Source organism: Lyngbya sp. PCC 8106, assembly GCF_000169095.1.
In the GTDB taxonomy this organism is placed as follows: Bacteria; Cyanobacteriota; Cyanobacteriia; order Cyanobacteriales; family Microcoleaceae; genus Capilliphycus.
In genome coordinates this window covers 37,661-52,739 of the sequence record NZ_AAVU01000006.1, presented here as the reverse complement: position 1 = coordinate 52,739, position 15,079 = coordinate 37,661, and the positions used below count along the sequence as shown (strand labels likewise).

The following is a 15,079-nucleotide window of genomic DNA, read 5'->3' as shown; positions in this document are numbered from 1 at the left end:
GGGTTTTGTATTGATGTCTATTTTGAACAGATTATCGACAGAAACTCGCCCTAATTCTATTCTTATTGATGGAGAATTACAAACGGTGTATTTAAACTTTCCCACTGTTGAATCAGAGAATAAAGTTTAGTTTTGCGAAAATAAGAAGATTCATAAGCCAGTCGCAGAATTTTCTCTATTTTGTCTGCTTCTACATCTTTTGAATTATTTGAACCGAGGAACTGACACAACCCAATTGAGAGAATTTCAATCAAATCATGTCCGCAACAGACACACCAAGGATTATAGTTTGGACTAATTAAATTTTCCATCTTGTCTTTTATCTCTTGTTGGTTAATTTGAGGTTTCTGAGAGTTATTTTTGATAGCCACTATTAATTTAACTCTATCTACAGCCAACGTTTTTTTATCGATAAATTTACTAAAAGATAATCCCTCGAACTTCAAATCAAGAGACTCTTTCAAAGAAATCCACCGCAAGTAACCAATATCAACTCCTCCTGCAAGTAAAATCGAGCGAACATCTTGATTTAGGATTTTGATTTTATCCTCCGAACCAAATTCAACTAAAAATTTTTCTAATGCGGGGGATTTAAGTAACATTATCTCTAAATCATGATTATCAGTTATCAAGATGTTACTTTGAGTCGGTAAATTGTTTTCTAGTCTATCAAAGTCAGCATCAATAATTGCTAAAACACCTAAAAATTCATCGGATTCTAAAATATCTAACACTTGAATCACATTCTTTTTGCCGTTTGCACTAGCAACACGACACTTTTCTTTATTAACTAGGTTTTTATAAAAACGAGCATCCGTATCTCCTTCGACAATGAGAAAAGAACCCTGAAATTGAGTCCGCATTAACCGAATTTTATTTGCTACTCTATCCGGGGTAATAAATTCTCTCATTTATTAGGCCCCTTGAGTTCTACGGTTAAATCCCATCGTTCATTAATAATATCTGGGGAGTGAGTTGCGATTAAAACATCAAAGTTCGCCAGTTTAAGAATATCTTGTAAATCATTGATAAATTCAACCTGCCAAGCAACGTGTAAAGAAATTTCGGGTTCGTCAAGTAAAATTAATGAGTTGGGTTCAACGTTAAATAATAACTCATAAAGCATCACTAATTCATGCTGTTCTCCTGAAGATAAATTTGTAGGAGATAAAGGATTACCGTTGAGTGTAGTAAATGTAAATCCTTTCTCTTTGGTGATTGACATTTTTTTATAACTAAACCGACTTTCAGCAATTTTCTTGAAAACAGCAATTTTGCTCGATATCTCACTAAATACTTTCAGTTTTTTCTCAACATCCTCTACATAAACTGATAATATACTTTTAGTTTTATCATCAATTTCTTGTTCTACTTGAAAATCTGGATTTTCATCTTTTTCTAAAAGACCTAAATCTATTAATTGATTTCGCTGTTCTTCTAATTTACTCAGTTGATCCCTTAACGCATCTTCCGTAAAATTAGAGGATGATTTTTGGTTGACAACTCTTACCGGGAAAGTTCGATCTAGAGACTGAGATAACACACCATATTCGGTTAATGTTTCTTGAATCTGTTCGGATAGTTCCTGAGAATAAGTTGCAACCGAAGGAACCATAGATCTAGCGATAGATCTAGGAGTACGATTGCTAGAAAAACTAAATAAACGTTGTGCTTCTATGAAACCAACTTTAATTTTTTCTTTTAACTCTGACAACCATTTATCTTCCTCCGGTTGACCTTTGACAAGCCTATTGAATCTGTTATTAGAAAATCTAACAGAAAAAAGAGAGTCACCAAAACGTTCAAATATTTCCGATCCATTTAATGTTTCTTGAGTAGGCAAATACAACCATTTCCTGGTTCCGATTCTTTCCAACCCTGGAATAATATCATCTATAATTTCGACCGGAAAATCTAGAGAATCTATATCAGTTCTCAATGGATAGGTAAAAGTTTGTACTTCTGAGTCTACTTGATAATAAGAAAACGAGAGTTTTTTTATTTTTTTATTCTCTTGTTTTTTAGTTATTACTAGATAACTTTCATCATCAAAATCTAATCTAAATTCTGTAAAGGAAATTGTATGAAGAAAATAATATTGTGAATTAAATAAACTGTTTAATATCTTGAGTAAAATAGTTTTTCCTACTCCATTCGGCCCATGAATAATGGTAATTCGTTCATCCAGATTCATTGGGATGACATGATCAAACATACCAAACAGATTTTTTACAGAAATCTCTTTGATTCTCATGGCTACAATTTACGATAATTTTATATTATACCACAGATACAATTCAAATCAGCTTATTGTGGGTCTAAGGGTTTGAACTGACTGATTTCTCCTCGCCCAAAGATAACATGAACTTATCCTATTGTTAACAACGATTTTACCTCGGTTTTCTAGGATGGAACTGTAGAGTAAATCAAGTAGTCATGTATAACACTATCTCCTCGGTCAATACCCATGAAATTAACCGTTTGAGTGAAGAATTAATCAAGAGCGGATCAAGTAGCCGTTATCAGATTACGGTGAAAGTGGCAAAACGAGCGAAACGGTTTCGTTATGAAGATTTTGATAATCCTAATGCTTCTGAAGTTAAACCTGTTGTACGGGCGATTGTAGAGATGTCTGATGAAGTGAACCAGCCCGAATTAATTATTGATGAGATGAGCGCACATTACTAAAACTTAAGTCTTTGATTACTTTTTTATAACATCATTTCTCCAAGTTCGTTATAAAATCTGCATAGGGTTTTCGCGAAAGCTCTTTGAGCGAATTTCAAAATAATTTTTAAACTTTTATGTCAGGGATATGCTTAATTTGGTTAATGATTGCTGTAGTAACAACTTGGGCTGGCTGGAAAACAACTGATGATGTTCATCGCATTGCTTTAGTTTCTATGGGGGTGTTTTGTATCGTCTTGTTTTTGATTTCAACTCCTGAATCTGTGCAGTTGTTTTTAAAGTTCATGTTTTTGATGGTGTTATTGTTGGGGCGGTTTGTATTGCGTTCTTCTCTACGCCCTCAACCTCAACGATATGAATGATTGGGTAAAAAAGTGTATATTAAGGTTTAGTGGTCGGGAGATTTGGGTAAAATGGCATAGAGAATAGAAGGATAAACGTTTAGGTAGCGAACGACTAAAACGTGTAGTAAAATATTCCACATCGCCATCGTTACAGCAGTAGACAGAGCCGCACCTAAAATACCCAAAGTGGGAATCGTAATCGCATTTAAAATAATATTAGTGATCGCACTACATCCAAAGATGATAGCAGATTGATTTTGATGTCCTGTCATCACCATTAGATATCCAACTGAACCGGAACCAACATTCACCAACTGTCCGAAAATTAGAATCGTCATGGGTAGACGGGCGGCGACAAACTCTGAACCAAATAAGCCTAAAATCGGTTCAGCAAAGGTAATGATAGCAATAGAAAGAAGTAAAGACGGCCAGAAAATCCAATGGGCAACAGTCCCCACTAACGATTGTAAACCCGAGCGATCATTTTGGGTGTAAAGTGTGGTAAACACCGGGGCAGCCACTGTATTCACCGCTTGTAAAACAAACGTCACCCAAACCGATGTTTTCGCCGCAGCGCTATAAATTCCAACTGATTCTGGGCTAATAATTGTTCCAATCATTAAAATATCAGTTTGGTTGAGAACAATAGCAAACACCCCTTGCAATAATAACGGAAAAGCCACTTTCAACCATTTAATCGTCTGATAATCAGGAGTGGCTAACTGATATTCAGTCTTGAGTTGATGTTGTAAGAATTTCCACTGACTGACGACGACAAGAATTAAAGATAAAATCGAGAGTCCTAAGACAGTTTCACTCAGAAGGGGGGATTGAATTTGCCCTGCATAAAAAGCCGCCCCTAATACCAATAGCGGCTGAATTAAGCGAAACGGAGCATAGGCTAAAATAATTTTATTAAAAGCCCGAGCAATTTCTGCTTGCAGTTGGGCTAAAGCCATCAAAGGCACCATCCAAACTCCAATTAATAGCGGCGTATAATAGATCCAACTAGAATCAGTAAAGATTAAAATTAAAGCCGTGGTGCCGAAAGCGAGGGCAACACTAATCACACCCGTTAACTGCCAAGTGCCTTGAATTAAGCCCGTTAATTGTTGCCATTGTTGGGTGACTTTATATTCAGCAATAAACCGCAATACAGCAGTCGGCAAACCCAGTCCACTGAAAATGGCGAGTAACAACGTGCAGGAAACAACATATTCATAAATCCCAAACTCAGCCGTTCCGAGCCAACGAGCCAGAAAAATATGGACAATATACGTCAGTCCAACACCTGAAACCTGGACTAAAAAAGCAGTTCCCGCACCTCTAGCCAAATTCACCAGTAGAGGAGAATCAAAAAAAGATAGACCCCATTGGGTCAAAAGTTGTCGAATGCCCATTAAAAACTGGCAAATTAGATTCGGTGAGATCTGATCTTAACGATTGCGTCTGTTTCTGACTTGCGGAGGAAGAAAGTCAGTTTGCTCATCATAAAAAGCATAAGGCCAAGCAAAATTAATCGGTTGCATGGGATACTTTTTCGCACTCGATGAACGTCGCTGAGGTTGAGTGAGGACAAAAATCAAACTCAGGATAAAAATACTTCCGCCTAAAAACAGAGCCACCACAACTCCCACTAAAACCCAAAGAACAGCCGTTTGAATCATCGAGTTGTTTCCGGACTGATTCGGAAAAGGTTTCGAGGAACCCGCCGACCAAGTAATCATGCGTTGTTGTTCATTGAGTTGCATCAAGAGCTGCTCATTTTTGATTCGTTGCTGCTCAGTTTGAGAAGTCAGTTGTTCGATTTGCATCCGATGCCGCTCCGTCTGCGTCGTCAACTGCTCAATTTGCATCCGATGCCGCTCCGTCTGAGTTGTAAGCTGTTGCGTTAAGTTCTGCTGCTGCTGAACTTGGTTTTGGAGTTGGGAATCCGAGTTATTGGGGGGATTGGAAGGACTACTCGGTGTTGCACTCAGAGGAGGGGGAGGAGGCAGTTGCAGCGAACCGTAGGATTGACTCGGTTGAGGAGGGCCAAACGGAAGAGTACCAAAAGGCTGATTGGGTTGGGAAGGATTAAAAGGTAAAACTCCGTAGGGCTGATTATTACGATCAGATTCTGAAGCATCCTTTGAATTACTAGAAGGCAGGTCGCCAAATAATAGCCACCCAATGAGCAAGAGGAGGGCGGTCATTACGGTGAACATACACCCCCCCATAAATGCTGTCGTTTGACTCATTCCCTTCTGCTTCACGCCACAATTCCACTATGGACAATATCAACTTGAATCTCAATGCGATGCTTTACTTGTTTATCCCGTTCTATCCTTTGAACTAGAACAGAGACTCAATGAGCAAGTATAGTTCATAAAAGTCTCTATCGACTAGAGAAGCAGACTTAAATTTTTCAAATCTGAACTCCTATTTCCAGGATAGGCGAGATGAAATTATAGAGGTGTCCAGCTTTTGAGTGAATTGGACTCCTTTCAAGTGCGATCAGATGAGATTTTTTTAGAGCTAGTCTGGCTTAACATACTGTATAAAATGCTCCTCTGTCAATCGGCTCTCAAAAAATGGCTCGATTCACTCCTCATGTCCATTTACTGGGGTTTAAGCGTCTGATTGATTTTTGTCTTTCTTAAGAAAACGATAAAACTGCAAATTGATGAAAGATCACCCTCAACTTACCCCCTCTAAAGTCTTAACAAAGGTTGTTTCATCCTTGCAACTGGGATAACCCGTGATAGAATCAATTGCACAAGCCGTAGATGCGTTCATTTCTGGTTTTTTGTTGGCTGATTGGGGAAAAGGATAATGAAACTGCAAGCTTTAGTCACCACAATTTTACTCTCTCCACTGTGGTTGGCAACGGAAACTTTGGCGGCCGATGACGATGCGATCGCTCAATTACGAGCAACAAATCGCTGTCCAGGATGCGATTTACGGGAAGCGAATCTCAGCGGACTGGACTTGAGAGGGGCGAACTTGTTCAATGCCAAACTACAAGGGGCAATTCTACGCGATGCTGACTTGCGGAGCGCCAACTTGTACGGAGCCAATCTCTATGTAGCCGATTTATTTCGAGCAAACCTCGCAGATGCCAATCTTTACGAGGCGAATCTTCGATATGCGAATCTCCAAGGTGCTGATCTGCGACAAGCTGATTTATCACGAGCATCTTTGACCCGAGCCGATCTTCGCAAAGCAGATCTCCAAGATGCCAATTTGTTTAAAGTCAACTTCAGCGAAGCCTACCTCTCAGAAGCCAATTTTGAGAACGCTGATCTGCGTCAAGTGACTTTCTTCAAAGCGAACTTAGCCGATGCCAACTTCACAGATGCTAATCTGTTTGGATCTGATCTTCGTCTTGCAAACCTCAAGGGTGCAGATTTCTCCAACGCGAATTTGCAGGCAGCCATCCTAGTGAATACAAATATTGCTCAAGCAGAACTGTCCAATACTGACTTAACAAATGCCTTGCTGCAAGGAACAGAAGTTGGCCCGGTTGTTTGTATTCTTGATCAGGTGGTTAACTGCCTAGTTGCACCCCCAACTCCTGCGGCTCCTCTATTTTAAGAGTTCGGCGGGAAGTCCCAAAACCTCTCAAACAACGCTGACATTCTTGAGGGTGCAGCCAAGAACTAGACCGAGATTACAACTCAGCACTTTTTTGAACCTTTGGTTTTCCGGTTCAAAGATTTTTGAGCGAGTCAAAGTTTTTTATAGAGCTTATTAAAATGCTTGGGGTTGGAAACTTTAATTCCATCAGAAGTTGTAAATAGACTGGTGATTCCCAGGTCGATTCCTATCTGTTTTTTGACAGGTTCTAACTTCTGATTTGTTGGATCATCAATCCTTAAAGAAACAAACCATCTACCACTCGGATCTAACTTAACCGTAATGATAGATGGTTCACAACTCTTGGGAAGTTGACGACTCCATCGAATCGGTAAAGGTTCTTTGCATTTAGCAATATAGACTTGACCCTCCTTAAACTTAAAAGCTGACGCTCGTGAATTCAGCACTACCACCGCTTATCTTTTTCTTGAAGTTTGGGTATTTTCCCCGACCTGCAAAGAAATTGGTAAATGCAGTTTGTAAATGCCTCAAACCTTGGTGACGTACTCAACACCCTAAGCTGACGCTATAGGGGTCGCTTAAGATTGAATTTCTTCTAGAGCGTTTTATAGTGAGTTTCACGCCCAGACCCACTTTTTTAATTAAGATGGCACTGTTCAAATCTCTATCAAGTTCAGTTGAACAATGAGGGCAACTATGCCATCTTTCCGATAATTCTTTAGGTACAATATTGAGACAATTTGAACAGAATTGAGACGTATTTCTAGGATTAACTTTGACGACTTTCACTCCAGCGTTTTCGGCTTTGAATGATAGTATTTCGACAAATTGACCTAGACCTGCATCTGCCAAACTTTTATTTAACCCCGACTTAGCCGCTTGACCATTAGGTAAGTATTTTCCGGTTTCATCCTGTTTAGGCTTACATCGCTTTATCATATTGCGAATCTTTAAATCTTCGATAAAGATTACATCGGACTTAGCGATTAATTGATTAGCCTGCTCATAATGAAACTGCTTTCTCTGCCTTTGAATTCTTTGGTGGATCTTGGCAACCTTTCCGTACAGGAGTTTTCTGGCTCTACTTCCCTTCTTTCTACTAGCCGCTTTTCGTTGTAGCTTTTCCAGCTTGTCTTCAGCTTTACGGAAATATTTAGGAATGGGAATTGCTTCACCAGTCGATAAAGTTCCAAATTTCTCTAGCCCTAAATCAATCCCGATACTATTATTCTCTGTTGGTTCAATATCATCAGGGTTGAAGTCAGGAACAGTGTTATCAACTAAGGAAAGTGTTACATAAAAACCATCAGCTTTTTTTGTGACCAGAGCCGTTTTTATTGTGACACCTTCTGGTATAGGTCTGTGATATATGAGCTTAATCTTGCCCAGTTTAGGAAGTTGAATGTACCCGTCTTGAATACAATCAACCTTGACTCTAGAGTAAGAAAAAGTTCTATATCGACCTTTACTTTTAAAGCGAGGTTTACCACTTTTCTTCCCGTTACAATCGCCTTTTAAATACCTGTCAAAAGCTAGTTTGACTCGTTTCACCATATCCTGTAATACATCAGCATGAATGTCTTTGTATTCAGGAAAGAGTTGCTTAAGCCTAACTAAGTCTCGCTTTTGACCATAGTATTCCGGCTGTTCTCTTAGTCCTGGTAAATGAGAAACCAGTATCGAACAAGAATTAATAGGGCATCTGTTGCGCTCCCACCAATCAAATCTATCCCCTAGAAGATAGTTGTAATGGCGGCGTAACAACTCAAGCCAGTGGTTGATTCTGGCTTTCTGCTCAGTCGTAAGTCTTAATCGATACTGATATGCTAATCTCATGCTAGGATTGTAGCATATATCATTTAGTGTTGTGACTACAAAATCTTATAAGTCAACCGGACGTGCTGTTTCAAGCTTGCAAGCTCACTTGGTGCTTACAACCAAATATAGAAGAAAGGTGTTAACTAGACCTATGCTTGAACGACTTAAAGACCATATACATAATCTCTGTTCAAAATGGAACGTCCTCGTTATTGAATTCGTTGGCGAGGACAACCACATCCACTTGCTTTTTTCTTACTACCCGCAGTTAGATTTGTGCAAGTTTATTAACAACTTAAAAACGGTTACGAGTCGATTAATTCGTAAAGAGTTTGAACAAGAATTAAATCAGACTTACCGAGGAAAAGCAGTATTATGGAATGGATCTTACTTCATTGCTTCATGTGGTGGAGTTACTGTTGATGTGTTGAGAAAATACATCGAAGGACAGGAAGTTCCTGTGCATTGATAGAGATCCTGTCTGCCATTCCTCGTCACGGCAAATTAGAAATTATGCCGGACGGCTCCTGGCAGTTTAGCTGAAGCGGAACGCAACTGGCATGATTTAAAAAGTCTAATTCCTCCTGTTTTTTCCAATTTGTCAGCATTGAAGAGGTTTGAGAATAACCCACTCACTCAAAACGTTCATACCACGCTTCGGTTCCTTCGGACAGTGCTTTGTTGTACACTAACCTCACACACCCCAACGTTCTCCTCAACAGATCTTCCTGTTCGGGAGTTGGTTAAAATCGTTAATGGTAGGCTTTCTCTGTCATGTTTCACACTTTAATATACAGTCTGTGAATATGTTAATCTAGACTATTAAAGCCGTCCTTAAAAGACGGGGTTTAAGAGCCAAAATTTCGATGAATATGATACGAATAAATCTCTCGTGTTCAGCTTTTGCGGTGTCGATGTGATGAAAATTGTTACGTTTAACGTTCGTTTTGATAAACCCGATCCGGGTAACAACGCCTGGGTATGGCGGCGACAGGTAATGGCTCAACTCATGGCTGAGTGGGATGCAGATTTAGTTGGGACTCAAGAAGGAAAAGCACATCAGTTACTTGATCTCCATCGACGCTTAAGCAATTATCAAACTGTAGGAGTTGATCGTCAGGGAAACGGTTTGAGTGAATATTGTGCAATTTTTTACCATCAACAGCGATGGCGTTGTCTCAAAACTGGAGATTTTTGGCTGAGTAAGACTCCAAAATTAGTCGGAAGTGTGACGGCTGAGTGGGAAAATCCTGTTCCTCGGATGGTGAGTTGGGGAGTGTTTGAGGGAGTAGGTCAAGACAAACCGATTATTATTTTTAATACCCATTTCGACTATCATAGTCAACGGGCTAGAGAGTTGAGCGCCCAGTTAATTAGCGATCGCTTAAGTCAGTTCAACGCGGATGAATATTTGTTTATTGTCACAGGTGATTTTAACGCCGAACCCGACAGTTTCACCCGTAAAACCCTGTTAAAACCCCTCACGAATGGGGTTGTGTTATGTGATACACTCGCTGATATCGACTTGGACGAGCAAATGACCTATCACGAATTTACCGGAAAAGGGTTTGCTGCGGTCGATACTATTTATTATGATAGCCGTTTAAACTTGCATCAAGTGAGCGTTGATCGCACTCAAATTGATTACGTTTGGCCGTCTGATCATTTTCCTGTTATTGCTCAGTTTAATGGATAAATCTTATATTTATTTGCATGGGTTTGCTTCTAGTCCGAAATCAGCCAAAGCCGATTTTTTGCGGGATCGGTTCCGAGAACAACAGATTGACTTACAAATTCCCGATCTCAATCAGGGGGATTTTTATCATTTGACCCTGACTCGACAACTCCAACAAATCGAAACGGAATATAATCTTAAATCTGAGCAAAAAAAAGTGATTATTGGTTCGAGTTTTGGAGGATTAACAGCGACTTGGTTAGCGCAACGAAATCCCTCAGTTGAACAGTTATTTTTGCTTGCACCTGCCTTTGATTTTCTCACTCATGTGTTACCGCTTCTCGGCAATGAAAAGCTACAACAATGGCAAATTGAACGAGATTTATCGGTTTATCATCATGGTAAACAACAGAATGTTCCTCTAAACTATCACTTCATAGAAGACCTCTCTCATTACTCTGATGCACAGTTAAACCGTTCTCTCCCGACGTTAATTGTACATGGAAGACAAGATGAAATTATCCCCGTGCAAGCCAGTCGTGACTACAGCGCCTCACGTCCTTGGGTGAAACTGATTGAACTAGACAGCGATCATACTTTAGGAAATATTTTACCAGAAATTTGGCAAGTGATCAAACTTAATTTAGATTGATTTTAGATGTTTTCAAGAAAATCTATTGTAAAATCAAAAATAAAATCTGATTTCAGTCACACTTAAATGCTTGAATCTCATCCAGAATCGCCCCAAACTTTAGCGATTGATATTGGGGGAAGTGGTATTAAAATGATGGTGTTGAATCGGGTCGGCGAACCTTTAACCGAACGAGTTCGAGTTGAAACACCTCAACCCGCAACACCCAAATTAGTGATCGCTACTCTGAGTGAATTAGCCCACAAACAGGGAGAATTTGACCGAGTTTCTGTGGGTTTTCCGGGAGTTGTTGTCCGAGGAGTCACAAAAACAGCGGTGAATTTACATCCAGACTGGGAAGAATTAAACTTCGCAGAAACCCTCTCTCAACAGTTTGAAAAACCTGTGCGAGTTGCGAATGATGCGGATATTCAAGGACTGGGTGCAATTTCTGGTCAAGGGGTCGAATTAGTTCTCACATTAGGAACTGGAATTGGTACCGCTTTATTCCTCAATGGTCAGCTTGTTCCCAATTTAGAAGGCGGACATCATCCGTTTCGGAAAGGAGAAACCTACGAAGAACAGTTAGGAAATGCTACCTTAGATAAAATTGGTTCAAAAAAATGGAACCGTCGCCTAGAAAAAGCCTTGAAAACGCTCAAACGAGTGTTAAATTGTGACCGAATTTATTTAGGAGGAGGCAACACGAAAAAAATTAATATTGAGTTGCCAAGCTTTATTGAAGTTGTTCCCAATATCACCGGAATTTTAGGCGGAATTCGTTTATGGGAAATCGATCTTTGATGAATTAAAAGGAGGCGATGGAGTCGGATTTGGGGTGAAATGTTTTCTTAAAGCCGTCTCCACAAAATCAGAAGTATTCGTCTCTATTGGAGTTTGATCTTCTGAGACAAAAGAAATTGTACTTTCTACACCTATAACAATTTTACCACAAATTTCATCTAAGGGAAGATCAGTGGAATCCTTTCCAAAAGGACTATCCATTTGACTGCCAATTTCATCAACCCCGAGTAAAACAGAAGCAATTGCTGCTACTGCAAATCCCACCCACCAGTTTAATTGATCAATCAAACTAAAGGGTAACAAAAAACAGTAGACCATAATTAATTTTCTCAAAAAATTGACATAAGCGGGAGGAGTCGGGGTCGTGAGAACTCGTTCACAACAGGTCAACCCTTCAATCAAACGATTTAGTTGATTAAGCATGATCATTTGTTCTATAGGTGTAACCGTTTGATGTTGAGTAATTTGTTGGAGATCATTTCTAATCCATAATGAAATTTGCAGCGGTGGATTTTTAGCTTGACGACATTGATCTAAGATTTGGGGTGAAAGCCATTCATCTAACTCTGTGGTAATTGTTTGTTGTCGGAGATGGAGTTTTGTCGCAATCGCAAACCCAATGAGGAGTTTTAATAAAGTCGTTTTTTCAGAGATATCTTCTTCATTAGTCTCCAAAATTGTGATCTGAATTTCTCGGGATAAGTTGCGAATTTCAACCGTTAAAATACCCCAAGCTTGACGACCCTGACAAAACCGTTCATAAGCCGCATTTGTCCGAAAAACTAATAATAGCCCTAATACCAAGTTACAAGCCACATTTGTCGTTAAACTGGCGACGACATTTAATTCTAATATGGGTTTAAATTGATGAAAACAAGCGACACCCATTGCCAAACTTGCAAACAAGATTGTTCGCGGTAAAATCGCCCTGAGAATTTGGCTTTCTGAGGTCAGGGTTTGCCAGAACCAATTCAATTGATTAAGATTGAACAACACATTTATATTTTCTCGATTGAGACAAATAACTATAGATAAGATTCTAGCTTAAGTATAAAATATAAAAAATTGGATGCTGTATCCTTTGATGCGAGTTGGGTTTGATTTTAATAAAAATATAACTTAATCAATCACAGATTCACAAAAATTAAAAAATAAAGATAAAGACTCGAATTCTTTCGTTAAGTTTCCAGGGGCAATATCAGCGTTGAAAATACATCCCAGAAGATCAACGTGTAAAATTACATTGAATCTCCATTGACAATCGCTCAAATTGCCACTGACCGCTACAATAAAACGGTTATGCTTGCAAATACCCAACGTGTTATTCGCGCCGAGGCACTTGTAGAGTGACTGAATCCCTAAAAATTAGGTCAAATTCAAAAAAATCAAGATGATTGAACGATACACACTGCCTGAAATGGGCAATCTTTGGACAGATGAATATAAACTGAAAACTTGGCTTCAGGTGGAAATCGCCGTCTGTGAAGCCCAAGCCGAACTCGGATACATTCCTAGCGAAGCCGTCGAACAGATCAAAGCCAAAGCCAATTTTGATCTCAAACGAGTCCAAGAAATAGAAGCCGAAGTTCGCCATGATGTGATCGCTTTTCTCACCAACGTTAACGAATATGTGGGCGACGCCGGACGTTATATTCACCTGGGGTTAACCAGTTCCGATGTCTTAGATACCGCTTTAGCCTTGCAATTAGTCGCCAGTACCGATCTGCTTTTAGAACGGGTGGAATGTTTGAGTCAAGCCCTACGTTATCAAGCCCAACAACATCGCAATACTGTGATGGTGGGGCGATCGCATGGGATTCACGCCGAACCCATTACCTTTGGCTTCAAACTCGCCGGATGGTTAGCCGAAGTCTGTCGTAACCGAGAACGTTTGGTGCGTTTGCGTGACAGTATCGCCGTGGGTAAAATCTCCGGGGCGGTGGGGACTTATGCGAATATTGATCCCCGTGTAGAAGCGATCGCCTGTCAAAATTTAGGACTGCAACCCGATACCGCTTCAACTCAGGTGATTTCGAGAGATCGCCATGCCGAATATTCCCAAACTTTAGCATTATTGGGCGCGTCTATCGAACGGTTTGCGGTGGAAATTCGTAACCTACAACGGACTGATGTTTTAGAAGTCGAAGAATTCTTTTCTAAAGGTCAAAAAGGATCTTCAGCAATGCCTCACAAGCGCAACCCAATTCGCAGTGAACGGTTAACTGGATTGGCGCGAATTTTACGAGGTCATGCCGTTGCAGCTTTGGAAAATGTAGCCCTGTGGCATGAACGGGACATTTCTCATAGTTCTGTAGAACGAATGATTTTACCGGATTCCTCGACTGTTACCCATTTTATGCTAGTGGAAACGACAGATTTAGTCAAAAACCTGTTAGTTTATCCTGAAAATATGACTCGAAACATGAATCTCTATGGAGGTGTTGTGTTTAGTCAGCGTGTTTTGTTGGCATTAGTTGAAAAGGGGTTAGGTCGTGAAGAAGCCTACAGTATTGTACAATCTTGCGCCCATGAAGCTTGGAACAAACCGGGAGGAAATTTTCACGATTTGATTGTCAAAGATGAGCGGGTGACGACTAAGCTTTCAACTTCAGAACTGGAAGCGTGTTTTGATCCTCAATATCATTTGAGACATTTAGAAGAAGTGTATCAACGTTTAGGCATTTGATACAGAATAGGTGGGGTTAGTTAGGCTAGGTTTGAAAGTAAACTGCGGTTTTAAGTTCCCAGTCTTTCGTCTGACCCCTGTTCGCTAATTTGATTTAAACTTTTATCGAGTTCTAATACTGAGAACATGACTCGAAAATTTTTCTTATTTTTTACGGTATTACTCTCAGTTGTTGGATGTCATCTCACGACAGTTCCTCCGACTGAACTTCAGGTTAATTATGAACCCGCGATGGCGGTAGAAATTGCACAAACTTCGTCTAATTCTCCTTCTATTCAAGTCTATTCTCAAGTTCAAGAGGAGGAAAAGCTTGTTGATATTCAGGAGATTAATCCGAATATTAAACTGGATATTCGTTACGCAACAACTAACAATTTTTTACAACGAAAACTTTATTCTGTTCCTCGGTGTTTGCTGCGGGCGGATGTTGCCCAATCCCTCTCTAATGTACAGCAAGACTTAGAAGAAATGGGCTTAGGACTCAAGGTTTTTGATTGCTATCGACCTTGGTCTGTCACTAAACAAATGTGGGAAATTTTACCTGATGGTCGTTATGTAGCGAATCCCGAAAGAGGTTCTCGTCATAATCGAGGGGCGGCAGTTGATTTAACCTTAGTTGATCTTCGCACAGGTGAGGAATTAAAAATGCCCACTGATTTTGATGATTTTACCGATAAAGCCGCCCGAGATTATTATTCTCATCCTCCAGAAGTTCGCCGCAATAGTAACTTATTGGAATACAAAATGAAACAATATGGCTTTAGTTCTTTGATTACCGAATGGTGGCATTTTGATGCGGTAGGTTGGGATCAATATTCCCTCCTCAATGTACAACTCAATCAGGTTCCTTAAAT

The 15,079-nt window shown here is 39.8% G+C and carries 16 protein-coding genes and 1 pseudogene; 9 read left to right on the top strand and 8 right to left on the bottom strand.

What is annotated here, in order from left to right; all coding sequences use genetic code 11:
- Positions 1-62: 62 nt before the first annotated feature.
- Both L8106_RS05925 and L8106_RS05920 read right to left on the bottom strand, forming a co-directional pair.
- The gene (locus L8106_RS05925) at positions 63-911 is read right to left on the bottom strand and encodes a DUF4435 domain-containing protein (RefSeq protein ID WP_009783313.1); all 849 of its coding nucleotides are present in this window, start codon (positions 909-911) and stop codon (positions 63-65) included.
- A complete protein-coding gene (locus tag L8106_RS05920) occupies positions 908-2,254 on the bottom strand; it encodes an AAA family ATPase (protein ID WP_009783312.1) in 1,347 nt (448 codons plus the stop codon). Before L8106_RS05920 ends, L8106_RS05925 begins: the two co-directional genes overlap by 4 nt.
- A 182-nt stretch (positions 2,255-2,436) precedes the next feature.
- On the opposite strand from L8106_RS05920, the gene L8106_RS05915 reads away from it, so the two are divergent.
- Both L8106_RS05915 and L8106_RS05910 read left to right on the top strand, forming a co-directional pair.
- Positions 2,437-2,688 carry a DNA-directed RNA polymerase subunit omega gene (locus L8106_RS05915; RefSeq protein ID WP_009783311.1) on the top strand — a complete coding sequence of 84 codons (252 nt, stop codon included), beginning with the start codon at positions 2,437-2,439 and terminating at the stop codon, positions 2,686-2,688.
- 116 nt (positions 2,689-2,804) lie between these two features.
- A complete protein-coding gene (locus L8106_RS05910; protein WP_039895584.1) occupies positions 2,805-3,050 on the top strand; it encodes a hypothetical protein in 246 nt (81 codons plus the stop codon).
- Positions 3,051-3,076: 26 nt separating this feature from the next.
- On the opposite strand, the gene L8106_RS05905 is transcribed toward L8106_RS05910, so the two are convergent.
- Both L8106_RS05905 and L8106_RS05900 read right to left on the bottom strand, forming a co-directional pair.
- Positions 3,077-4,432, bottom strand: a complete 1,356-nt coding sequence (locus L8106_RS05905; RefSeq protein WP_009783309.1) for a flippase — start codon at positions 4,430-4,432, stop codon at positions 3,077-3,079.
- 36 nt (positions 4,433-4,468) lie between these two features.
- The gene (locus L8106_RS05900; protein WP_009783308.1) at positions 4,469-5,272 is read right to left on the bottom strand and encodes a hypothetical protein; all 804 of its coding nucleotides are present in this window, start codon (positions 5,270-5,272) and stop codon (positions 4,469-4,471) included.
- Positions 5,273-5,846: 574 nt separating this feature from the next.
- Between L8106_RS05900 and L8106_RS05895 the strand changes: the two genes are divergently transcribed.
- Positions 5,847-6,608: a pentapeptide repeat-containing protein gene (locus L8106_RS05895; protein ID WP_009783307.1), complete on the top strand. Its 762-nt coding sequence runs from the start codon at positions 5,847-5,849 to the stop codon at positions 6,606-6,608.
- Positions 6,609-6,742: 134 nt separating this feature from the next.
- Here the strand turns inward: L8106_RS05895 and L8106_RS05890 are convergent, their stop codons facing one another.
- A complete protein-coding gene (locus L8106_RS05890) occupies positions 6,743-7,063 on the bottom strand; it encodes a transposase (RefSeq protein ID WP_198012906.1) in 321 nt (106 codons plus the stop codon).
- Positions 7,064-7,157: 94 nt separating this feature from the next.
- Entirely contained in the window at positions 7,158-8,447 is a 1,290-nt protein-coding gene (locus tag L8106_RS05885; protein WP_009783305.1) for an RNA-guided endonuclease TnpB family protein, read from the bottom strand.
- Positions 8,448-8,478: 31 nt separating this feature from the next.
- On the opposite strand from L8106_RS05885, the gene tnpA reads away from it, so the two are divergent.
- Positions 8,479-8,898: an IS200/IS605 family transposase gene (gene tnpA, locus L8106_RS05880; RefSeq protein ID WP_039895582.1), complete on the top strand. Its 420-nt coding sequence runs from the start codon at positions 8,479-8,481 to the stop codon at positions 8,896-8,898.
- A 70-nt stretch (positions 8,899-8,968) separates the two neighbouring features.
- Here the strand turns inward: tnpA and L8106_RS31970 are convergent.
- A pseudogene (locus L8106_RS31970) lies at positions 8,969-9,172 on the bottom strand (helix-turn-helix domain-containing protein); the annotation flags it as partial.
- A 176-nt stretch (positions 9,173-9,348) separates the two neighbouring features.
- Here L8106_RS31970 and L8106_RS05875 point away from each other — a divergent pair.
- The 3 genes from L8106_RS05875 to L8106_RS05865 all read left to right on the top strand — a co-directional run bounded on the left by L8106_RS05875 (position 9,349) and on the right by L8106_RS05865 (position 11,539).
- Entirely contained in the window at positions 9,349-10,125 is a 777-nt protein-coding gene (locus tag L8106_RS05875) for an endonuclease/exonuclease/phosphatase family protein (protein WP_009783303.1), read from the top strand.
- Complete coding sequence (locus L8106_RS05870) at positions 10,118-10,756, top strand: YqiA/YcfP family alpha/beta fold hydrolase (RefSeq protein WP_009783302.1); 639 nt, start codon at positions 10,118-10,120, stop codon at positions 10,754-10,756. The genes L8106_RS05875 and L8106_RS05870 overlap by 8 nt, the downstream gene beginning before the upstream one ends.
- A gap of 66 nt (positions 10,757-10,822) precedes the next feature.
- Complete coding sequence (locus L8106_RS05865) at positions 10,823-11,539, top strand: ROK family protein (RefSeq protein ID WP_009783301.1); 717 nt, start codon at positions 10,823-10,825, stop codon at positions 11,537-11,539.
- Here the strand turns inward: L8106_RS05865 and L8106_RS05860 are convergent.
- A complete protein-coding gene (locus tag L8106_RS05860) occupies positions 11,519-12,535 on the bottom strand; it encodes a bestrophin family protein (protein ID WP_009783300.1) in 1,017 nt (338 codons plus the stop codon). The two genes, L8106_RS05865 and L8106_RS05860, sit on opposite strands and share 21 nt — an antisense overlap.
- A 394-nt stretch (positions 12,536-12,929) precedes the next feature.
- On the opposite strand from L8106_RS05860, the gene purB reads away from it, so the two are divergent.
- Positions 12,930-14,225, top strand: coding sequence for an adenylosuccinate lyase (purB, locus tag L8106_RS05855; RefSeq protein WP_009783299.1), 1,296 nt, complete (start codon positions 12,930-12,932; stop codon positions 14,223-14,225).
- A 126-nt stretch (positions 14,226-14,351) separates the two neighbouring features.
- Positions 14,352-15,077: a M15 family metallopeptidase gene (locus L8106_RS05850; RefSeq protein ID WP_009783298.1), complete on the top strand. Its 726-nt coding sequence runs from the start codon at positions 14,352-14,354 to the stop codon at positions 15,075-15,077.
- Positions 15,078-15,079: the final 2 nt, after the last annotated feature.